This is a genomic window from Flavobacterium sp. Root935 (genome assembly GCF_001429295.1).
Lineage (GTDB): Bacteria > Bacteroidota > Bacteroidia > Flavobacteriales > Flavobacteriaceae > Flavobacterium.
Genome location: NZ_LMJL01000012.1, coordinates 247,320 through 264,276, shown reverse-complemented (window position 1 = coordinate 264,276; position 16,957 = coordinate 247,320). Strand labels below are relative to the sequence as shown.

General features: G+C 32.6%; 14 protein-coding genes. 6 read left to right on the top strand and 8 right to left on the bottom strand.

The genetic code is table 11. The features are described from left to right. Window positions 1-106 precede the first annotated feature (106 nt). Window positions 107-619, top strand: coding sequence for an adenine phosphoribosyltransferase (locus ASE40_RS15920; protein ID WP_057118078.1), 513 nt, complete (start codon window positions 107-109; stop codon window positions 617-619). Between the two features lies 1 nt (window position 620). Here the strand turns inward: ASE40_RS15920 and ASE40_RS15915 are convergent, their stop codons facing one another. The 4 genes from ASE40_RS15915 to ASE40_RS15900 are packed head-to-tail and all read right to left on the bottom strand — an operon-like array spanning window position 621 to window position 3,099. Next, window positions 621-1,271, bottom strand: a complete 651-nt coding sequence (locus ASE40_RS15915; RefSeq protein WP_057118077.1) for a response regulator transcription factor — start codon at window positions 1,269-1,271, stop codon at window positions 621-623. Beyond that, window positions 1,261-2,043 (bottom strand): sensor histidine kinase, encoded by a 783-nt coding sequence (locus ASE40_RS15910; RefSeq protein ID WP_057118076.1) that lies wholly within the window; start codon window positions 2,041-2,043, stop codon window positions 1,261-1,263. Before ASE40_RS15910 ends, ASE40_RS15915 begins: the two co-directional genes overlap by 11 nt. Then, entirely contained in the window at window positions 2,016-2,663 is a 648-nt protein-coding gene (locus ASE40_RS15905; protein WP_057118075.1) for a hypothetical protein, read from the bottom strand. Before ASE40_RS15905 ends, ASE40_RS15910 begins: the two co-directional genes overlap by 28 nt. A gap of 4 nt (window positions 2,664-2,667) precedes the next feature. Then, window positions 2,668-3,099: a hypothetical protein gene (locus tag ASE40_RS15900; protein WP_057118074.1), complete on the bottom strand. Its 432-nt coding sequence runs from the start codon at window positions 3,097-3,099 to the stop codon at window positions 2,668-2,670. 259 nt (window positions 3,100-3,358) lie between these two features. On the opposite strand from ASE40_RS15900, the gene ASE40_RS15895 reads away from it, so the two are divergent. The 3 genes from ASE40_RS15895 (at window position 3,359) to ASE40_RS15885 (ending at window position 8,423) form a co-directional block, all read left to right on the top strand. After that, complete coding sequence (locus tag ASE40_RS15895) at window positions 3,359-5,374, top strand: hypothetical protein (RefSeq protein WP_057118073.1); 2,016 nt, start codon at window positions 3,359-3,361, stop codon at window positions 5,372-5,374. 77 nt (window positions 5,375-5,451) lie between these two features. After that, complete coding sequence (locus ASE40_RS15890) at window positions 5,452-7,602, top strand: hypothetical protein (protein WP_057118072.1); 2,151 nt, start codon at window positions 5,452-5,454, stop codon at window positions 7,600-7,602. Continuing rightward, entirely contained in the window at window positions 7,602-8,423 is an 822-nt protein-coding gene (locus tag ASE40_RS15885) for an N-acetylmuramidase domain-containing protein (protein WP_057118071.1), read from the top strand. Before ASE40_RS15890 ends, ASE40_RS15885 begins: the two co-directional genes overlap by 1 nt. Before the next feature lie 206 nt (window positions 8,424-8,629). On the opposite strand, the gene pheT is transcribed toward ASE40_RS15885, so the two are convergent. Further along, window positions 8,630-11,050 (bottom strand): phenylalanine--tRNA ligase subunit beta, encoded by a 2,421-nt coding sequence (gene pheT, locus ASE40_RS15880; RefSeq protein WP_057118070.1) that lies wholly within the window; start codon window positions 11,048-11,050, stop codon window positions 8,630-8,632. Between the two features lie 274 nt (window positions 11,051-11,324). Between pheT and ASE40_RS15875 the strand changes: the two genes are divergently transcribed. Beyond that, window positions 11,325-12,830 carry an aldehyde dehydrogenase family protein gene (locus ASE40_RS15875; protein ID WP_057118069.1) on the top strand — a complete coding sequence of 502 codons (1,506 nt, stop codon included), beginning with the start codon at window positions 11,325-11,327 and terminating at the stop codon, window positions 12,828-12,830. Window positions 12,831-13,064: 234 nt separating this feature from the next. After that, window positions 13,065-13,439 (top strand): DUF779 domain-containing protein, encoded by a 375-nt coding sequence (locus ASE40_RS15870; RefSeq protein ID WP_057118068.1) that lies wholly within the window; start codon window positions 13,065-13,067, stop codon window positions 13,437-13,439. Between the two features lie 111 nt (window positions 13,440-13,550). On the opposite strand, the gene ASE40_RS15865 is transcribed toward ASE40_RS15870, so the two are convergent. The 3 genes from ASE40_RS15865 to ASE40_RS15855 form a co-directional block, all read right to left on the bottom strand. Further along, a complete protein-coding gene (locus tag ASE40_RS15865; protein ID WP_057118067.1) occupies window positions 13,551-14,474 on the bottom strand; it encodes an AraC family transcriptional regulator in 924 nt (307 codons plus the stop codon). Window positions 14,475-14,546: 72 nt separating this feature from the next. Then, window positions 14,547-15,410: a bestrophin family protein gene (locus tag ASE40_RS15860; protein WP_057118066.1), complete on the bottom strand. Its 864-nt coding sequence runs from the start codon at window positions 15,408-15,410 to the stop codon at window positions 14,547-14,549. 181 nt (window positions 15,411-15,591) lie between these two features. Beyond that, window positions 15,592-16,902, bottom strand: a complete 1,311-nt coding sequence (locus ASE40_RS15855; protein WP_057118065.1) for a TolC family protein — start codon at window positions 16,900-16,902, stop codon at window positions 15,592-15,594. Window positions 16,903-16,957: the final 55 nt, after the last annotated feature.

Sequence of the window (16,957 nt, the reverse complement as noted above, 5' to 3'; positions counted from 1 at the left end):
ATCAATTCGCTAATTTTTTGTAGCTTTGTTGATTGCTTATTGCGGGTGCAAAGATAGGCATAAATGTGAGATAAACAAGCAAAAAATAACAGAAAAATAAAAAAAAATGAAGATTGAAAATTATGTGCGTGATATTCAGGGGTTTCCTAAAGAAGGAATTTTATTCAAAGACATCACTCCGTTACTAATTAACCCCGAAGCACGAACAAATTGCCTGCGAATCTTGGTTGATTCTTTAAACGGACAAAAAATTGATAAGGTTGTAGGAGCAGAATCTCGTGGTTTTTTCTTCGGAATGTTGCTGGCTCAAGAATTAAATGCTGGATTTGTCCCTGTTAGAAAACCTAAAAAACTTCCTTTTGAAACAATTTCTGCATCATACGAGTTAGAATATGGTTCTGATAGTTTAGAAATGCATATTGATGCTATTCAAAAAGGCGATAGGGTATTAATTCACGATGATGTTTTAGCTACAGGCGGAACTGCAAAGGCGGTATGTGAATTGGTCGAAAAGCTGGGAGGCGAAATTGTGCAATGCAATTTTCTAATGGAACTGACTTTTCTTAACGGAAGAGAAAAAATTAAAGAATATCCGTTCTTTGCAGCATTAACTTATTAAGCTATACAAAAACAATTTTATGCTTAATGGCATAAAGTACAAGTCCGATTCGGGTTTTTATTTCAAGTTTATCAAAGAGTATTTCTCGGTAACCGTCAATAGTTTTTGGACTCAAACACATCTGTGATGCAATTTCCTTATAGGTCATTTCGGTACAGGCATGTTTGATAAAAACAATCTCTTTTTCTTTTAAATTGATTTTTCTATTGTCGCTATTGACCTTATTAATAAGCATTCCAGAAACTAATTCTGTGAAATAAAAGCCCTTTTCGACTACACATTCTATTGCTTCCCTAAATATTTCGGGCGAAGTATCTTTTAGTAAATAACCTTTGGCGCCATTCGTAATCATTTTTATAATAATTTCTTCGTCGTCATTCACAGATAAAGCAATTACTTTGAGATCGGGTCTATTGTCTTTTAACCATTTCATAGTGCTCAGTCCATCGAGAACGGGCATATTGACATCGAGTAAGATAAGATCAATTTCTGCTGAAGAGTTTTCTTCAAGATAATCAATAAACACTTTTCCGTTTTCAAAACGCTGGATTACATCATAATCGCCAAAACTTTTAATTAGCAGTTCGAGAGATTGGGAAAAAAGCAGGTGATCGTCTACAATTATGATTTTATTTTTTGGGTTAGTTTTCATGGTCTTGCGTTAAAGGATATTCGATAGTTACACTAGTTCCATTTTTATCAGAATTCATAATTAATTCAGCACCAATTAGTTTGGCTCTCAATTTCATGTTATTCAATCCTAATCCTGAATTTGATTTTTTGAGATCATATCCAATTCCGAAATCCTTCAATTGTAACTTAAAAACGGAATCGGTAGTTTCAATATTCACATCAAATAAATCGCTTCGAGAATGTTTTAAACTATTATGAAGCGCTTCTTGAAAAATTCTGTAAATGATTAATTCATGTTCTTCATTTATTGCTGGAACTGTTCCAATTTGATTAAAATTGTATTTGATTTTTTTAAGTTTCTTAATTCTTTCTAAATCCTGATGAATGGCTTCTAAAAAATTGTTTTGAAGTAAATTATCTTTGTTTATAATGCGGGAAAGAATTCTCAATTCGTCTAAAGCTTTAGCCAAAACGACTTTCATGTCTTTAAGTTCACTAATCTGAACGTTTTTATTGCTTATCGAAATATTAAGCTGCATAATGGCGACCGAAATAATCTGGCCAATATTATCATGCAGTTCTTTACTAATTTCAGATAAAGTCTGATCCTTTATCTCTATTCTGGTTTTAACAAGTTCAGATTGGAAATACAATTCAGCTTCCATTCTCTCTACCACAAAGTTGTTTTTCTTCTTAAAAAAATAGAAGAAAATAACAACTATAACGATAATCAAGGTAAAGAAAACAATACCAAGGGAAATGACTAATAATTGTATTTCTTTTCGCTCCATATAAATCCGATTATAAAGCAGCTATGTGCTAGAAAATTTAAAATGAATAATACTAAGCTAAATATAGATTCGTCTTGTTTGATTAAAAACCAATTGATAGCCAGCATAAAAGGAGTAAAAGGAACATGAAAAACAAGTATTCCTAAAATGTACCAGAAAAAAACCGACTTTTTAAAATTTAATATCTTTTCTGAATTAAAAATCTCAATCAAATATAAACAGCATAAAATCAATACTAATAAAACACCAATTGCAAAGCTGTACGTAAATGAACGGTTTATGTCTTCTTTAAAATATAATATGTTTAAGAAAAAAGAAACTATAAACAGGATTAGAAAAATAACAGCTAAGGTTCTGTTGTTAATTTTAGTCAATAAGGCTCTTAGAAGTAAGATATAGGCAGAAAAACTGGCGAACATGTAGAAATTGTAAACATAAAAGTTCAGCAAACCCGTCCATTGGGTAAAATAGTAGCCTACAATTTCGGTTATGATTGAAAACCAGATTAAAAGTACTAAAAATTTAGCTTTATTACCAGGAAGTTTTGGCAGTGAAAACAAGCCAACTATTCCTGATAATAAAGCCAGATAAATGATATAAGATCTTAAAAATTCAAACATAGTTTTAATATAATAAACTTGGTGGTCTTCCGATGTTTCCGTAATTCATTGGTTCAAGGCTTTGAATGTCAGAAGAAGAGGCTTCTTGTACTAAAGCAAAACTTTGAATTTTTGCTGTATTGTTTTCTATCTTTTTTCCAGTTGGAACCAAAAATAAAGTTGTTAATCCAGCTTTTTCGCCATGCTTTTCATCATCTGGATAAACTCCAAAATAAAAACGGATTCCGTCTACATTATATCCATCGTTTGCTCCGTTTGTTTTGATGTAGTGAATGTAGTTTTCTAATTCTTCCAAAGAATACCAAATAGCATTTGCATCTTCTTTCTGCGTTTTTTTTGCTGTAAGCGAAGCTCTTTTGTTGTTGTAATTCACATTTAATTGTCTAGCAAATTCTTTAGTAATTAACTGACTTGGTTTTGCGGGAGGATTTTTCATGATTTTTATTAATTTATTGGTTATGGATTTAGTTAACAGGATTTTGAAGTTCTGTTGGGGACAAAATTATTTGAAACCTAAAATTGGAACAAGGGGAAATATACCCTTTTTTCGTTAGGTAAATTTATTCAAAAAAATGGGTTAAAGTGCTGTTACGTAACATTTTATAAAAATAGAATTTTACATCGTCAGTTTTCGTGTAAAAAACAGGCACTCAAAAATGTAAACCTTATTAAGTAATTAACTAAATTTTTAAATTATGTCACAACCAACACCCCTAGGTTATCCTCATGCAGGAGCCGGAACAGTAGAAATTCTTTTAGAAAAAGAAGATGGAGCAGATTTCGCAGTTCTTTTTTCGCCAGATCCAAATAATATATTATTAAGAGATGCTGGATTGCCAATGCAGTTTTACTATTACCCAAAGTACCCAAGACTATCTAAACATCCAGATGGGAGATTTAAGTTTGCCATGCAGGTATTTAAATCAGAAGGAGATTCTTCGACAGTAATTGGTGCAGAAGGATTGGAAGAAGAAGCAGGCGCTTATACGACTTTGACCAGTACAATTGATTTACCTGAAGCTTTATTGAAAAAAGCAATCGATAAATTAAAAGCAAGACTTAATAGTGATTACAAAAATCACAGAAATTCAACACTTTTTGGCTTGTTTTCTTTCTTAATTGGAGTTGATAAAGATTTTAATTCGACCAATGTACGTCCAATTCAATTGACACAAAACAACATTGCGATGCACGTTGTGGGCGAAAAATCACCAAATAATCCTTTTGGAGGCGCCAATCCCTGGACTTTTAACATTCAAGGAGAAGGAGCAGGAACTACTTTTGGATTAGGAGATAATGCGCTTTCTATTTTAATGGGAAGAAATAGCGCTTCATTGGTAAAAAATGCCTTAGAAATCGGAAGCAACAATCTTGTTATAGAAAATAATATCAAGTACAAAGCTTACATGCCGACTACCGTTATTAAAACAACAGTCGACGTTAAAAAAGTACATACTTATTTTTCTGCTAAAACAAGCGTAAGCTGGTCATTTGTTGATTTAAACTGGGAACATGAGTACGAAAAAATCCTTACAGAAGGAGGTATTACAAGTGAAGTAATAACAGATGAGCAATTTTCGACCGAAGAAAAGAAAAAGGTTGAAGATTCTTTACTGCAAAAACAGCGAGAATTTGCTTTTGAAATAGTAAAAAAACAAATATTTGACGCTCCTGAAAAACAATTCACACCAGTTTCATCTCCCGAAAAACCAAATGGTTTCTTCCGTTTATTTATGGGACTTGGCAGCGTAGGAATGAATCTTAAGTCTGGAAGCCAGATTCGTGCAATTAAATTTACAGATGAAATTAAATTCTCTGCTATTCAGGTTTTAGATTCTAAAATCAGTGGGAATCTAACTCCTCTGACTTTAAAATCGGGTGCAGAAGCAAAAGCAGATTTGAAAAATTATATTACAGAAATTCAGTTAGACGAAGATTTTTCTAAAGTTCAGGTTATTGCTTCATTAAATGGAGGATTGATAAAATTGGACAAAGACAGCGATATTGTCAATGACAGCCCAGTAAGTCAAGTTTCTATAGAAGTTGGATATCCTGATTCTAAAGGAAAATTAATCTGGAAAAGTTCTGGCAGAATGATCGCTCCAGAAGGAACTCCATACGTAAAAAATACGAGCAGATCTGGTAAAGAAATCGATGCAATTTTCCCAGCAACTTGGAATGATAAATCAAAAGAAAAGAATGCTTTTGTATTTGATTTTGTAAAAAATAACGGTTCTTCTAAGATTAAAGTTCGTCAGGAAGTAATGTACGAAAAAGACAAGAGAATCAAGTTGAAAGACACAACAAGAGAGTTTGAATTTGAAGGAACAAAAGTCTTCGTACCGCTTCCAATCCAAAATATGATCAATTACACTTTGTCAACAGAGGAATTGTATGATTGCGATACTATGGAAGTAACGTTTAAAGTTGACAAAATGTCGTCTAAAAAATTCAAGTTTACTGTTGATAATTTCGAAGATGCAATTCCGTATAGAGCGTGGTATGAATTAGATTATACTATTAAACCAACGGAATATAAAGTGAAATACACTTGTAGCGGCAAAATCGGAAAAAAATCTAAAAAGGTTTCTATTTCAACAGATTACATCAAAATTGATTATCAAGAAGGAGATGTTTTGTTTGAAATTCCAACGGGAACAGACGCTCAAAATGCTGATATCGAGAAAATCAGAGCTCCATTTATGGAATAATTTTTTTGAGACATTTTACAAAAGGGACATTACGTCCCTTTTGTTTCATAAGTCACTAATCATTAAACCAAATAGTCATGCCAGATTTAAATACATTTAAACTCGAAGGAACCAAATTGGTGCCCTTAAACCGATTCAATCTCGAACCTTCCAAACCGAGTACAGCTTTTACTGCTGCGACGATTAAAAAAGAAAATGAATTTAGGGTAATCGAACATCCTATCATTCATTCTATAGACATAAAACCTATTTTGGTTTTTCCAATTATTGAGAATTATTTTCCTCTTATTGAAGGAGATAATGCCATTACAGAGAACGATTCATTTAAGGATTATTTTAAAAATGAAATCACTTTATTTTTTCCTCAAATTGAAATAGAACCTAATAACGGAACCGTTTTTTATTATGAAAATGTTCCAGACAAATCAGGAAATAAAGTTGGACTTTTGGGAAAAGTAACTTTGAAATACAGCATCAAAAACAAGACTTTACAGGCCAATCAAAAAAGTATAACTTTAAACCTCAGAGAAGCAGTTTTAAACCTAAAAGTAAATCGTGATTTTATAAAAATAAATGGAATTGTAAACACTGCCACGCAAGAAATTCAGTTTGATTTGATTGATGAAGCCGTTAAAATTGCTTTCTTGAATTTAGTTTCAAACCTAAATGACTTAAAATGTAACATTGATCTTTTTTTTGATTTTAAAGGATATTCCAAAATAAAGAGAAACTTTCTATTTGCGAGAGATATTTCAATCCTAAGAAGTCAGGATGTTATCAAGAAAGATTTTACTTCGCCTAAAACCGTTTTACAGCCTAAAGCAACACTTATAAGCAGTCCGTTAATGGTACGGTCAGATTTAGGAATAAAAGTCGCTCCTAAAGTCGCTATATCTGAAATACAACGCGAAAACAGTATTAAAGCCGATGTTCAGGAAGAATATGTAAAAAGTACTTTTCTGCTCAAAATCAATAAAACATTAAGTTATCCAATTGGTACAGATCCTGCGTCAAGTTTGTACAAAACTATTGGCGGCGGATTTGTAAATATTCCTTTTAATCTAAACGAAGACTTTTCTCAGTTCAAACAGATTTTTGTCACAGGCTTTAATTTTAGTAAACTATCAATTTACAAATCTATGGTTCAGCCGAATACATTTTTGTTGATATCTAAGATTTATAGTTTATCGAAAGATTTAAATACAATGAAGCCTTGTATTTCGACTATTTTTCATGCTTATGAAGAAGGCGCAGGCACGGAAGAAGAAATTTCAAAAATCAGTTTTCAGTTTGCCATTGGTCCAAGCCTTTCCGATTTTGATTTGGCAAAATTGAAAATTGCTTTACTGCAGAATAATTTTATTGATGGCGATGCAGCTGATTACTTTGATAAAGTGCAATTTCTCTATCCAAATGATATCTCGGCAGATTACGAAGTAAGCGGTAATTATTTTCTGCAACAATCCGATATTACCACAGATGGAAAGCACTTTTTATTCAATCTTTCAACCGAAAATTTATCTGAAGCAAGCATTATGATCAATGCCTTGAATAATACGATTACGCAATATGCCAATATAAATTTCAAATACAAAGAAATTAAAGATTCCAGCATTATCGAATTGAATATTGAGCAGACTATTGGCGAAATCTTAGAAACTTTAATTGATAATGCTGCAAAGAAAATACAAATTAACAACCAATCGATTTCAAATTGTAAACTCAATTCTATTTTATTGGTTTACAATCAGAACGCAACGTATTTGAATAGTGTGTTCTTTAAAAATTATCCGCAGCTTATTAGTAATGATACCAAACTTTTAGATTTTTCGGCAATTGATCCGAGTGCTTCCAGCGAATTAAAGAATGTTTATTTTGATTTTGAAAACATAGAAAATATTAGTTCCGAGTTTAGTCAGGTTGTTTCGCAGTCAACAGCTTATAATAGATACATCCAAGTTCAAATCAAAAGTCAGACAGCTGCAACAAGCAGAATTACAATTGATTTAACGGTTCAGGAAACGGGAAGTAAATTTTCTATAGAACGTTTAAAAGCGGAGTTTTCGACACCAATATTGTTCAATTTTATTATTAAAAATACAACGAACAATAATACATTGATTTCATACAAAGTCAATTATTTTGACAAAAATGACAATCTAACGGCCACAAAAAATGAAGTTTTTGATTTCTCAAAAGCATCGATAATTACCATAAATAAAAAATAATGAGAACTATAAAAGCAGGAGTAAAGTCTCCAGAAGTTTATTACTTAAATGAACTTTTAGCCAAATTAAAATATGATGTAGTTGTTTCCGATTATTTCGGAACAGCAACAGATAAAGCAATCAGGGATTTTCAATTGAAAAATAATCTGGTTGTTGACGGTGTTGTCGGACTCAAAACGTGGTCGGCAATTATTGCGAAGAACACGAATAGTTTATCTCCAAATACCAAATTACTTTCAGAACAAAATCTAATCGATTTTTCGAATCAGTTTAATCTTGAATTGGCAGTTGTAAAAGCAGTTAATGAAGTCGAAAGCAACGGAAAAGGGTTTTTAATTGATGGGCGTCCGAAGATTCTGTTTGAAGGACATATTTTTTGGCGTGAACTAGAGAAAAGAGGAATCAATCCGAGATCTTACATGAATTCTAATAATCAGGATATTCTATTTGAAAACTACACTAAAAAATATTATGTTGGAGGGACGGCAGAATATACGCGATTAGAAAAAGCTAGAAATCTAGGTCAGGATAAAAAAATCAAAGATGCGGCCAACAGTTCGGCTTCGTGGGGATTATTTCAAATAATGGGTTTTAATGCCCTTTCAATTGGATATAAAAGCGTAGATGAATTTGTAGAAAAAATGAACCAAAATGAAGGCGAACATTTAAAAGCTTTCGGATTATTCCTTGAAAAAAATAATCTATTATCACTTTTAAGAAATAAAAACTGGGCATCTTTCGCTCTAAAATACAATGGTCCAGCTTACAAAACCAATAAATACGATGAGAAGTTAATGAGAGCTTATCAAAAATACTTATGAGAATTAAAAATTTAGAATTACAATTAAAAATTAAAAATTTAACGCTAAATAAGCCTTTGTGAACCTTTGCGAAAAACCCTTAGTGCTCTTTGCGGTATAACCTATGTTCAAAGTAAACCTGAAACCTGAAACTTGAAACAAAAAAAACAAAACCCGACAAGATCTTTTAAATCCGTCGGGTTTTTTATTTTATATGGAGAGAAAACTTATCTCAAACTCGCTCCAAGCTCCGTTTCAAAAGTCTGTTGTAATTTAGACATGATTTTGTCAATCTGAGCATCGGTTAGCGTTTTGCTGTTATCTTGAATTGTAAAACTCAAAGCGTACGATTTTTTACCTTCTGGTAATTTATCACCTTGATAAACATCAAATAAATTAATATCTTTTAAAAGCGCTTTTTCAGTTTGTTTAGCCAAGTTAAAAATGCTTTCGTAAGAAGTGTTTTGATCAATTAATAAAGCCAAATCTCTACGAACTTCTGGGTATTTAGGAATTTCAGTATACTTAATTTTTCCAGTAATGATTTTTAAAACCAAATCCCAGTTAAAATCAGCATAATAAACATCTTGTTTGATTCCGAAATGTTTCAAAATAGGTTTTTTAACAACACCCATTTCAACCAAAATATCATTATTATAAGTAATCGCAGTTCCTTCAGAATAAATATCAGATTGAACCGGTGTATTTGAAATCTTTTCAATTCCTAAACGAGATAAAATCGCTTTTACATATCCTTTCAACAAGAAGAAATCTGTTGTTTTTTGTGGACTTGTCCAGCTTTCTTTGTTTCTGTTTCCAGAAATTAATAAAGAAAGATGTTTATGCTCTTCATATCCGTTTAAATATTTATGATATGTTTTTCCGAATTCGAATAATTTTAAATCCGAATTTTTTCTGTTGATATTATAAGAAACCGCTTCTAATCCAGAAAACAGTAAAGACTGGCGAAGTGTTGCCAAATCACTGCTCAACGGATTAAGCATTGAAACGTTATGCTCTTCTTTTAAAGAAGTCGATAATTTTGCATAAGCAGCTGTTGTCAATGAGTTTGCCATCATTTCGTGGAAACCTTGTGAGTTCAACTGAGAAGCAATTACGTTTTGTACTTTATAATCTTCTGTTCTTGGTGAATTCGCTACTGTCGCATTAAATTTCTTAGAGAAATTAATGTTATTGTATCCATAAACTCTTAGAATTTCTTCGATTACGTCAATCTCGCGCTGAACATCAACACGGTATGCAGGAATCGTTAAACCTAAACCAGAATCTGAAACGCTGTTTACTTTAATATCTAAAGAAACTAAAATCTTTTTGATAGTATCTTTTGAGATTTCCTGTCCAATAATTTTAGATACATGGCTGAAATTCAATAAAACAGAAAAATCTTCTACTTTTTTAGGATACACTTCTACAACATCAGAAGTAATTTTTCCACCTGCAACTTCCTGAATCAAAAGGGCAGCACGTTTTAAAGCATATTCTGTAATTGTTGGGTCAATTCCTCTTTCAAATCTAAAAGAAGCATCTGTACTTAATTGATGTCTTTTTGCTGTTTTACGAATGCTAACAGGATCAAAATAAGCACTTTCTAGGAAGATAGTCGTTGTTCCTTCTGAAACTCCAGATTTTTTTCCGCCAAAAACACCAGCAATACAAAGTGGTCCTTTTTCGTCACAAATCATTAAATCTTCTTTGTGTAATGTTCTTTCAACATCATCAAGAGTAACAAATTTAGTTCCTTCTTCAACAGTTTTCACAATGATTTTTCCGTTGATTTTCGCAGCGTCAAAAGCATGTAAAGGCTGTCCTAGTTCATGAAGAACATAATTCGTAACGTCAACAATATTATTTTTTGGAGTTAATCCAATAGCTTTTAAACGATCTTGTAACCAGCTTGGAGATTCGTGAACAGAAATTCCAGAAATAGTTACACCGCAATATCTTGGTGCTAAATGATTGTCTTCAACATTCACATCAATTTTAAGCGTACGCATGTCAACTCTAAAATTGCTTACAGAAGGTGTAATCAATTCTACGTTTACGCTGCGTTGCAGCATTCCCGCTCTTAAATCACGAGCCGTTCCATAATGACTCATTGCATCGGCACGGTTTGGTGTCAATCCAATTTCAAAAACTTCATCATTTGTAACTTGAAAAACTTGAGAAGCAGGAGTTCCAGGAACAAGGTCATCAGCCAAAACCATAATTCCATCATGGCTGTTTCCTAATCCTAATTCATCTTCAGCACAGATCATTCCGTGGCTTTCCTGCCCGCGGATTTTTCCTTTTTTAATGGTGAATTCTGCACCGTCTTTATCGTATAAAATAGTTCCGATTGTAGCAACTGGTACTTTTTGTCCTGCAGCCACGTTTGCAGCACCGCATACAATTTGTATGGGAGCTTCTAAACCTACATTGACTGTAGTAACTTTCAATCTATCTGCATCAGGATGTTTTTCGCAAGTCAGAACGTGCCCAACAACAACTCCTTCTAATCCTCCTTTTATTGATTGGTATTTTTCGACAACTTCTACTTCCAAACCAAGATCTGTAAGTAATTCTGAAGTCTGCTCAGATGTCCAATCTGTTTTAATAAATTGTTTTAACCAGTTGTAAGATATTTTCATTGTAACTTTTTTATTCTTGAATAAGGTTACAAATATAAGGATTGCGCCGTGGAGTAGGAAAAAAATTGTTTGGTTTTTTCTTGCTGTTTTTTATCTGTAAAAAAATACTTGTTACTGATTTTTTGATAAAATTATTACTAAAATTTTACTAATTAAATATTATAATAGACCCAAAAAATTAAATGTGTAATTTTTGTGCTACAACATGAATGAAAAGTGCTATTCTGTTTCTTTTTATGCACCTAAATTTGGTATAAATCAAAAATAGAATATTATGAGCACCACAGCAAAAAGACCTGAATTTAAGGCAAAATACGATAATTATATTGGAGGGAAGTTTACTGCCCCAATTAAAGGAGAATACTTTGATGTGCTTTCTCCAATTGATGGAAAAGTATTTACAAAAGCAGCACATTCTAGCAAAGAAGATTTAGAATTAGCAGTAGATACAGCTTATGAAGCATTTAAAACTTGGGGAAAAACTTCTGTTACTGAAAGAAGTATTTTACTAAATAAGATTGCACAAAAGATTGAAGACAATTTAGAATATATAGCAACGGTTGAAACGATTGATAACGGAAAACCAATTAGAGAAACACTTGCCGCTGATATTCCGCTTGCTATAGATCATTTTCGATATTTTGCAGGTGTAATTCGTGCCGAAGAAAGCTCGATTGCAGAATTAGATTCGCAGACAGTTTCTATTGCTTTAAGTGAACCTCTTGGTGTTGTAGCACAAATTATTCCGTGGAATTTCCCGATTTTAATGGCAGTTTGGAAAATTGCTCCAGCACTGGCAGCAGGAAATACAATTGTTTTAAAACCAGCCGAAAGCACTCCAATTTCGATTATGGTTTTAATGGAATTAATTGGAGACATTCTTCCTCCGGGAGTTCTAAATATTGTAAATGGTTTTGGAGCAGAATTAGGTCGTCCGTTAGTAACCAATAAAAAAGTGGCTAAAGCGGCATTTACAGGTTCAACTACTACAGGACGTTTGGTAATGCAGTATGCGACTGAAAACATTATTCCCGTTACTTTAGAATTGGGCGGAAAATCACCAAATATTTTCTTCCCATCTGTAGCAGATCATGATGATGATTTCTTTGATAAAGCGGTTGAAGGTGCAGTATTATTTGCTTTAAATCAAGGTGAAATTTGTACGTGTCCTTCGAGATTATTAATTCACGAAGACATTTACGACAAGTTCATCAAAAAAGTAATTGAAAGAACAGAAGCTATCGTTGCTGGTAATCCTTTGGATAAATCGACTATGATTGGTGCGCAGACTTCAATTGTTCAGAAAGAAAAAATCATGTCTTACATTAAATTAGGAAAAGAAGAAGGGGCAGAGGTTTTAACAGGAGGTGATGAAAATAAACTAGGAGGTGAATTAGAAGGCGGTTATTACATTAAACCAACTTTGTTTAAAGGTCATAACAAAATGAGAATTTTTCAAGAAGAAATTTTCGGACCTGTTTTAGCTGTTACTACCTTTAAAACTACTGAAGAAGCAATCGAAATTGCCAATGATACAATGTATGGTCTAGGGGCAGGGGTTTGGACTAGAGATGCTCACGAAATTTATCAGGTTCCAAGAGCAATTCAGTCCGGCCGTGTTTGGATTAATCAGTACCATTCTTATCCTGCTGGCGCGCCATTTGGAGGTTACAAGCAATCTGGAATTGGTCGTGAAAACCACAAAATGATGTTGAGTCAATACCGTCAGACCAAAAACATGCTGATTTCTTATGACAAAAAGAAATTAGGTTTCTTCTAAGAATAACACATCAAAAACCTGGAGAATTCTTAGGAATAGAGTTAGTGATGAAATGTATGGGGCGTTAAGATAAGATCTTAATGGCATTAAACGAGCTTTCTCCAGGCAATTTTGATTTATAAATACAATCGAATTACTGTTTGATTGCAAGTGAAAGCTTAAATAGTTGGTTATGTCAAAGCAGTAAATTTCTTAATTGAATTTGCTGCTTTTTTTAAATTTAAAAACAAAACAATGATTAAACGAATTGATGCCACAGAAAAAGCAGTAGAATTGATAAAAATTCTAAAGGAAAAACATGGAGATCTAATGTTTTACCAAGCTGGCGGATGCTGTGAAGGCACGCAGCCACAATGTTTTGAAAAAGGAGGTTACTACCAGAGAATGGGAGACGTTTGTATTGGTGTTATTGAAGATACAGAGTTTTGGGTAGACAAAGATTTATTTGAATATTGGAAACATGCTCATTTTACTTTAACCGTAATCGATGCCTTTGGTGTTGGAGGTTTTTCGCTGGAAACACCGTTAAAGAAAACTTTCCAAATTGAATACCGAATTTTTACTCCAGAAGAAGAAAAGGATTTGGAACCAGTGACTAGGATTGAGTAGAGTTTTCAGTCTCAGTTTTCAGTTTTCAGCTTTCAAGTTTGAAAATTTAGAATCTCAGTATCTCAGTATCTCAGTATCTCAGTATCTCAGAACCTTAACACCTTAGCACCTTTAATTAATATAAAGTAACTGATACTGTTTTGGAGTAATTCCTTCGTATTTTTTGAATAATCTGATGAAGTAATTAGCGTCTTCAAAACCTGCTAAATAACAGACTTCATTAATTTGAAGTGATGGATTCTTCAATAGATTTTTGGCACATTTTATTTTTTCATTCAAAATATATTCAATCGGACTCATGCCGAGTTCACGTTTAAAGAAACGATAGAAAGAAGTGGTACTCATACAGGCTTTTTCGCTCAACGTTTTTAAGCTTATATTCTCCTTTAGATTTTGCTTGATATATTCTGTAACCTCTTTAATGGGATTATTGCTTTCTATAAACTTTCCATCGTCTAGAGATTTTACCGTTTGCGTTTGAATAATTCGAATCAATAATTCTTTTAAAGTTAAATCGGCCAAAATATCTTTGGTTATAGAGGTGCTCATGCATTCTTTAATCAATTTATTGATTGTTGCCGCCATTTCGACATTATTGTAAAAGAAATAATTCTGATAGTTCAACTGCCAGAACATATTATTTCCTTCTTTAGGATACTGCTCGTTTAAGAAGTTTAAAATTTCATTGATTTTTCCCTGATCAATAGCCAAAGCCAAACATTGTGTGGGATTGTTTTTGGAAGCTTCAGGAAAATCAATTTTCATTTCTACATTCGAAGGAACAATTACCGTTTCGCCAGGAAGATATTCGAATTCTGGATCATCAAAAAGATGCATGACTTTTTTGCCTCGTAGCATACTCGTTACAACCAAGTCATTAAATTTTAACGGAACCATTTTAGTCGATTCGTAGGTCTCAAATAAATTTAATTCACAATGACTCAAATTGTAAATAGTTCTATTTTCAACAAGAGTCTTTAACGATTTTTCTTGTGATAATTGAAGCGGGCTGACTAAAAATCGTTGGTTGTTCATTAAACTTAAATTTTTGGTGAAGACTTTAAATTTAAGTAAAATAAGGATATGAAAAGCAGATTTAACGTTTTATTAAATCAGCTCTTCAACGTGTTTTTTGATGTTTTCTGATATTTTTTTGGTTGGAAGATCATTTTCATCATCTCCAAACGGATCTTCGATTTCCTCGGCAATTAATTCCAAACTGGCTAAAACATAAAATATAAACACAACAACTGGAGCAACCAAATAACCTAAACTAACAGAATATCCAAACGGAAGTGTCATTGTATAAAAGAAGATGAATTTTTTTATGAACGCACTGTAAGAGTAGGGAATAGGTGTGTTTTTGATTCTTTCACACGCCCCGCAAATATCTGTAAAAGCAACCAATTCGTCATTTAAAGTAATCAGCTGATCGCCGGAAATCTTTTTTGCATCATACAGATCATTGATTTTATGATACATTATTCTTTTTAATTGATTTGGCTTGTGTTTATGATGGTCAATTTCTAAATCTACATCTTCAAAAAGTTGTTTGCTTGTGTCTTCATCTTTTAAATGTTTGTGCAAAATATCTGCATACATCGGAATGTATTTTCTGAAAAAATTTCTATCGTTTTCATCTTTTAAAATGGCAGAAAGTTTTATGGCAAAATTTCGGCTGTTATTTACAAGTCCGCCCCAAAGTTTACGTCCTTCCCACCAGCGGTCATAAGCTGTATTGGTTCTAAAAACAAGCAAAAGCGAAATAACAAAACCCAGCATTCCGTGCATAATAGGAATGTTATGGATGTAATCGTTTTTAGATACTTTAAAATATTCGACCTCGAGATAGCCTACTATTGCAGCATAAATTCCAATTGCAATCATAATCGGAAACAATTTTCGAACTGTATCAGATTTATGAAAATGAAAAATAAAAGTAAACCAGTCTTTAGTATTGTAAGTGATCATTTAAGTTTGTTTGAAACAAATTTAAATTAAAAATTAACCTATTTTGATATAAATTAAAAAAAAATATTCTGCAACATCGAAGTAACAGAAAGGGGTTTCCCTTATTTAATATACACTTAGCAATATGATTTAAATAAGAGAAACGCCTTTTTTAAGTTTTAAGCTTTTAAATTACAGTAAGTTAAAAAGTAATATTTCCTGCTAATTCTTTTAAAGCAATTTCAGATAATTTTGCTTCATACTGGGCGTTGCTGTAACGCACTTTTGCATTTACATAATTAAGCTGGGCTGTTCTAAAATCCAGAGTTGTAATTGTTCCAATTCTAAATTTATCAAGTGTAATATCTAGATTTTGTTTCGCAATTGCCTCGTTGTCTTCTTCCAGATCGATTAACTCTAAGTTGGTCAAATAAGTCTGAAAAGCGGTGCTTAATTGTGTGTTCAAGATCATATTTTGCTGCTCGATGGCAATTTGTGAATTTTCAATCTGCATTTTGGCAACTTTTTCATTGCGATGCTGATTGAGACCATCAAAAATATTCATCGAAGCATTAAATCCGTAGTTTAAACCTCTTGAAGAGTTTTCACTAGTAAAACCTAAACTCGATTGGCTTTCAGAGAAGTTATAACCTGTGGTTAAGCGCAAAATAGGATAACGATCTGCCTTTACTTGTTTTAATTGTAATTCGGCAATACGCTTATTGATAATTTGCGATTCTAAAGCAGGGTTTTGTTTTTGCGCTAATTCCATTAAATCAGCCAAAACTAATTTATTGTCAACGTTCACCTCATCTGTTACTTTGAAGTCAATTTTTGGATCGCGTGCTAAGTATTGATTCAATAAAATTTTAGCATTAGCATAAGATTCTTTTTGTCTCAACAAAGCTACTTGATCAGAATTTAAATCAACCTGTGCATTTAAAACTTCTAATTTTGAAGCTTTTCCGATACTGAATCTGTTTTGAGCTAAAGTCAATCTTTGTTTCGAAATTACGATTGTAGTATCTAAAGCAGCTAATTGATGCTGTTGCTGCACTAAATCATAATATGCTGAATTTACCTGACCAATTTTAACTAAAATTGTTCTTTTAAGTTCCGCATCCCCCAGTTTTTGAAGCTCTTTTAATTGATCATATCTGGCAAACATTTTCATTCCGTCAAAAACTGTCCAGCCTAAACTTACACCATAAGTTAAACTATTGTTTTTAGCATTCTTTAACGAAGTTGATGTTCCGTCTTGACGGACTTGGGTTGAATTGGTAAGATTGTTATTGTCAACAACAGAAGCAGTTGCAGTTGGCAGCATTCCAGCATTTCCAATTGTTGTGTTGGTTTCGTTTATTAAGGAATTGTTTTTGGCAATTTTAATTTCAAAATTATTTTCCAAAGCTATACTCATAGCCTGCTCAATAGTCAGAACTTCCTGCGCATTCGCCTGAATAATACAAGCGAAAAGAATTATTAAAGTGCCGTATATATTTTTGATATTCATGTTTATTTACTTTTGCCACCCAATCACGAATCTTGATGCATAAAATTCGTGATTT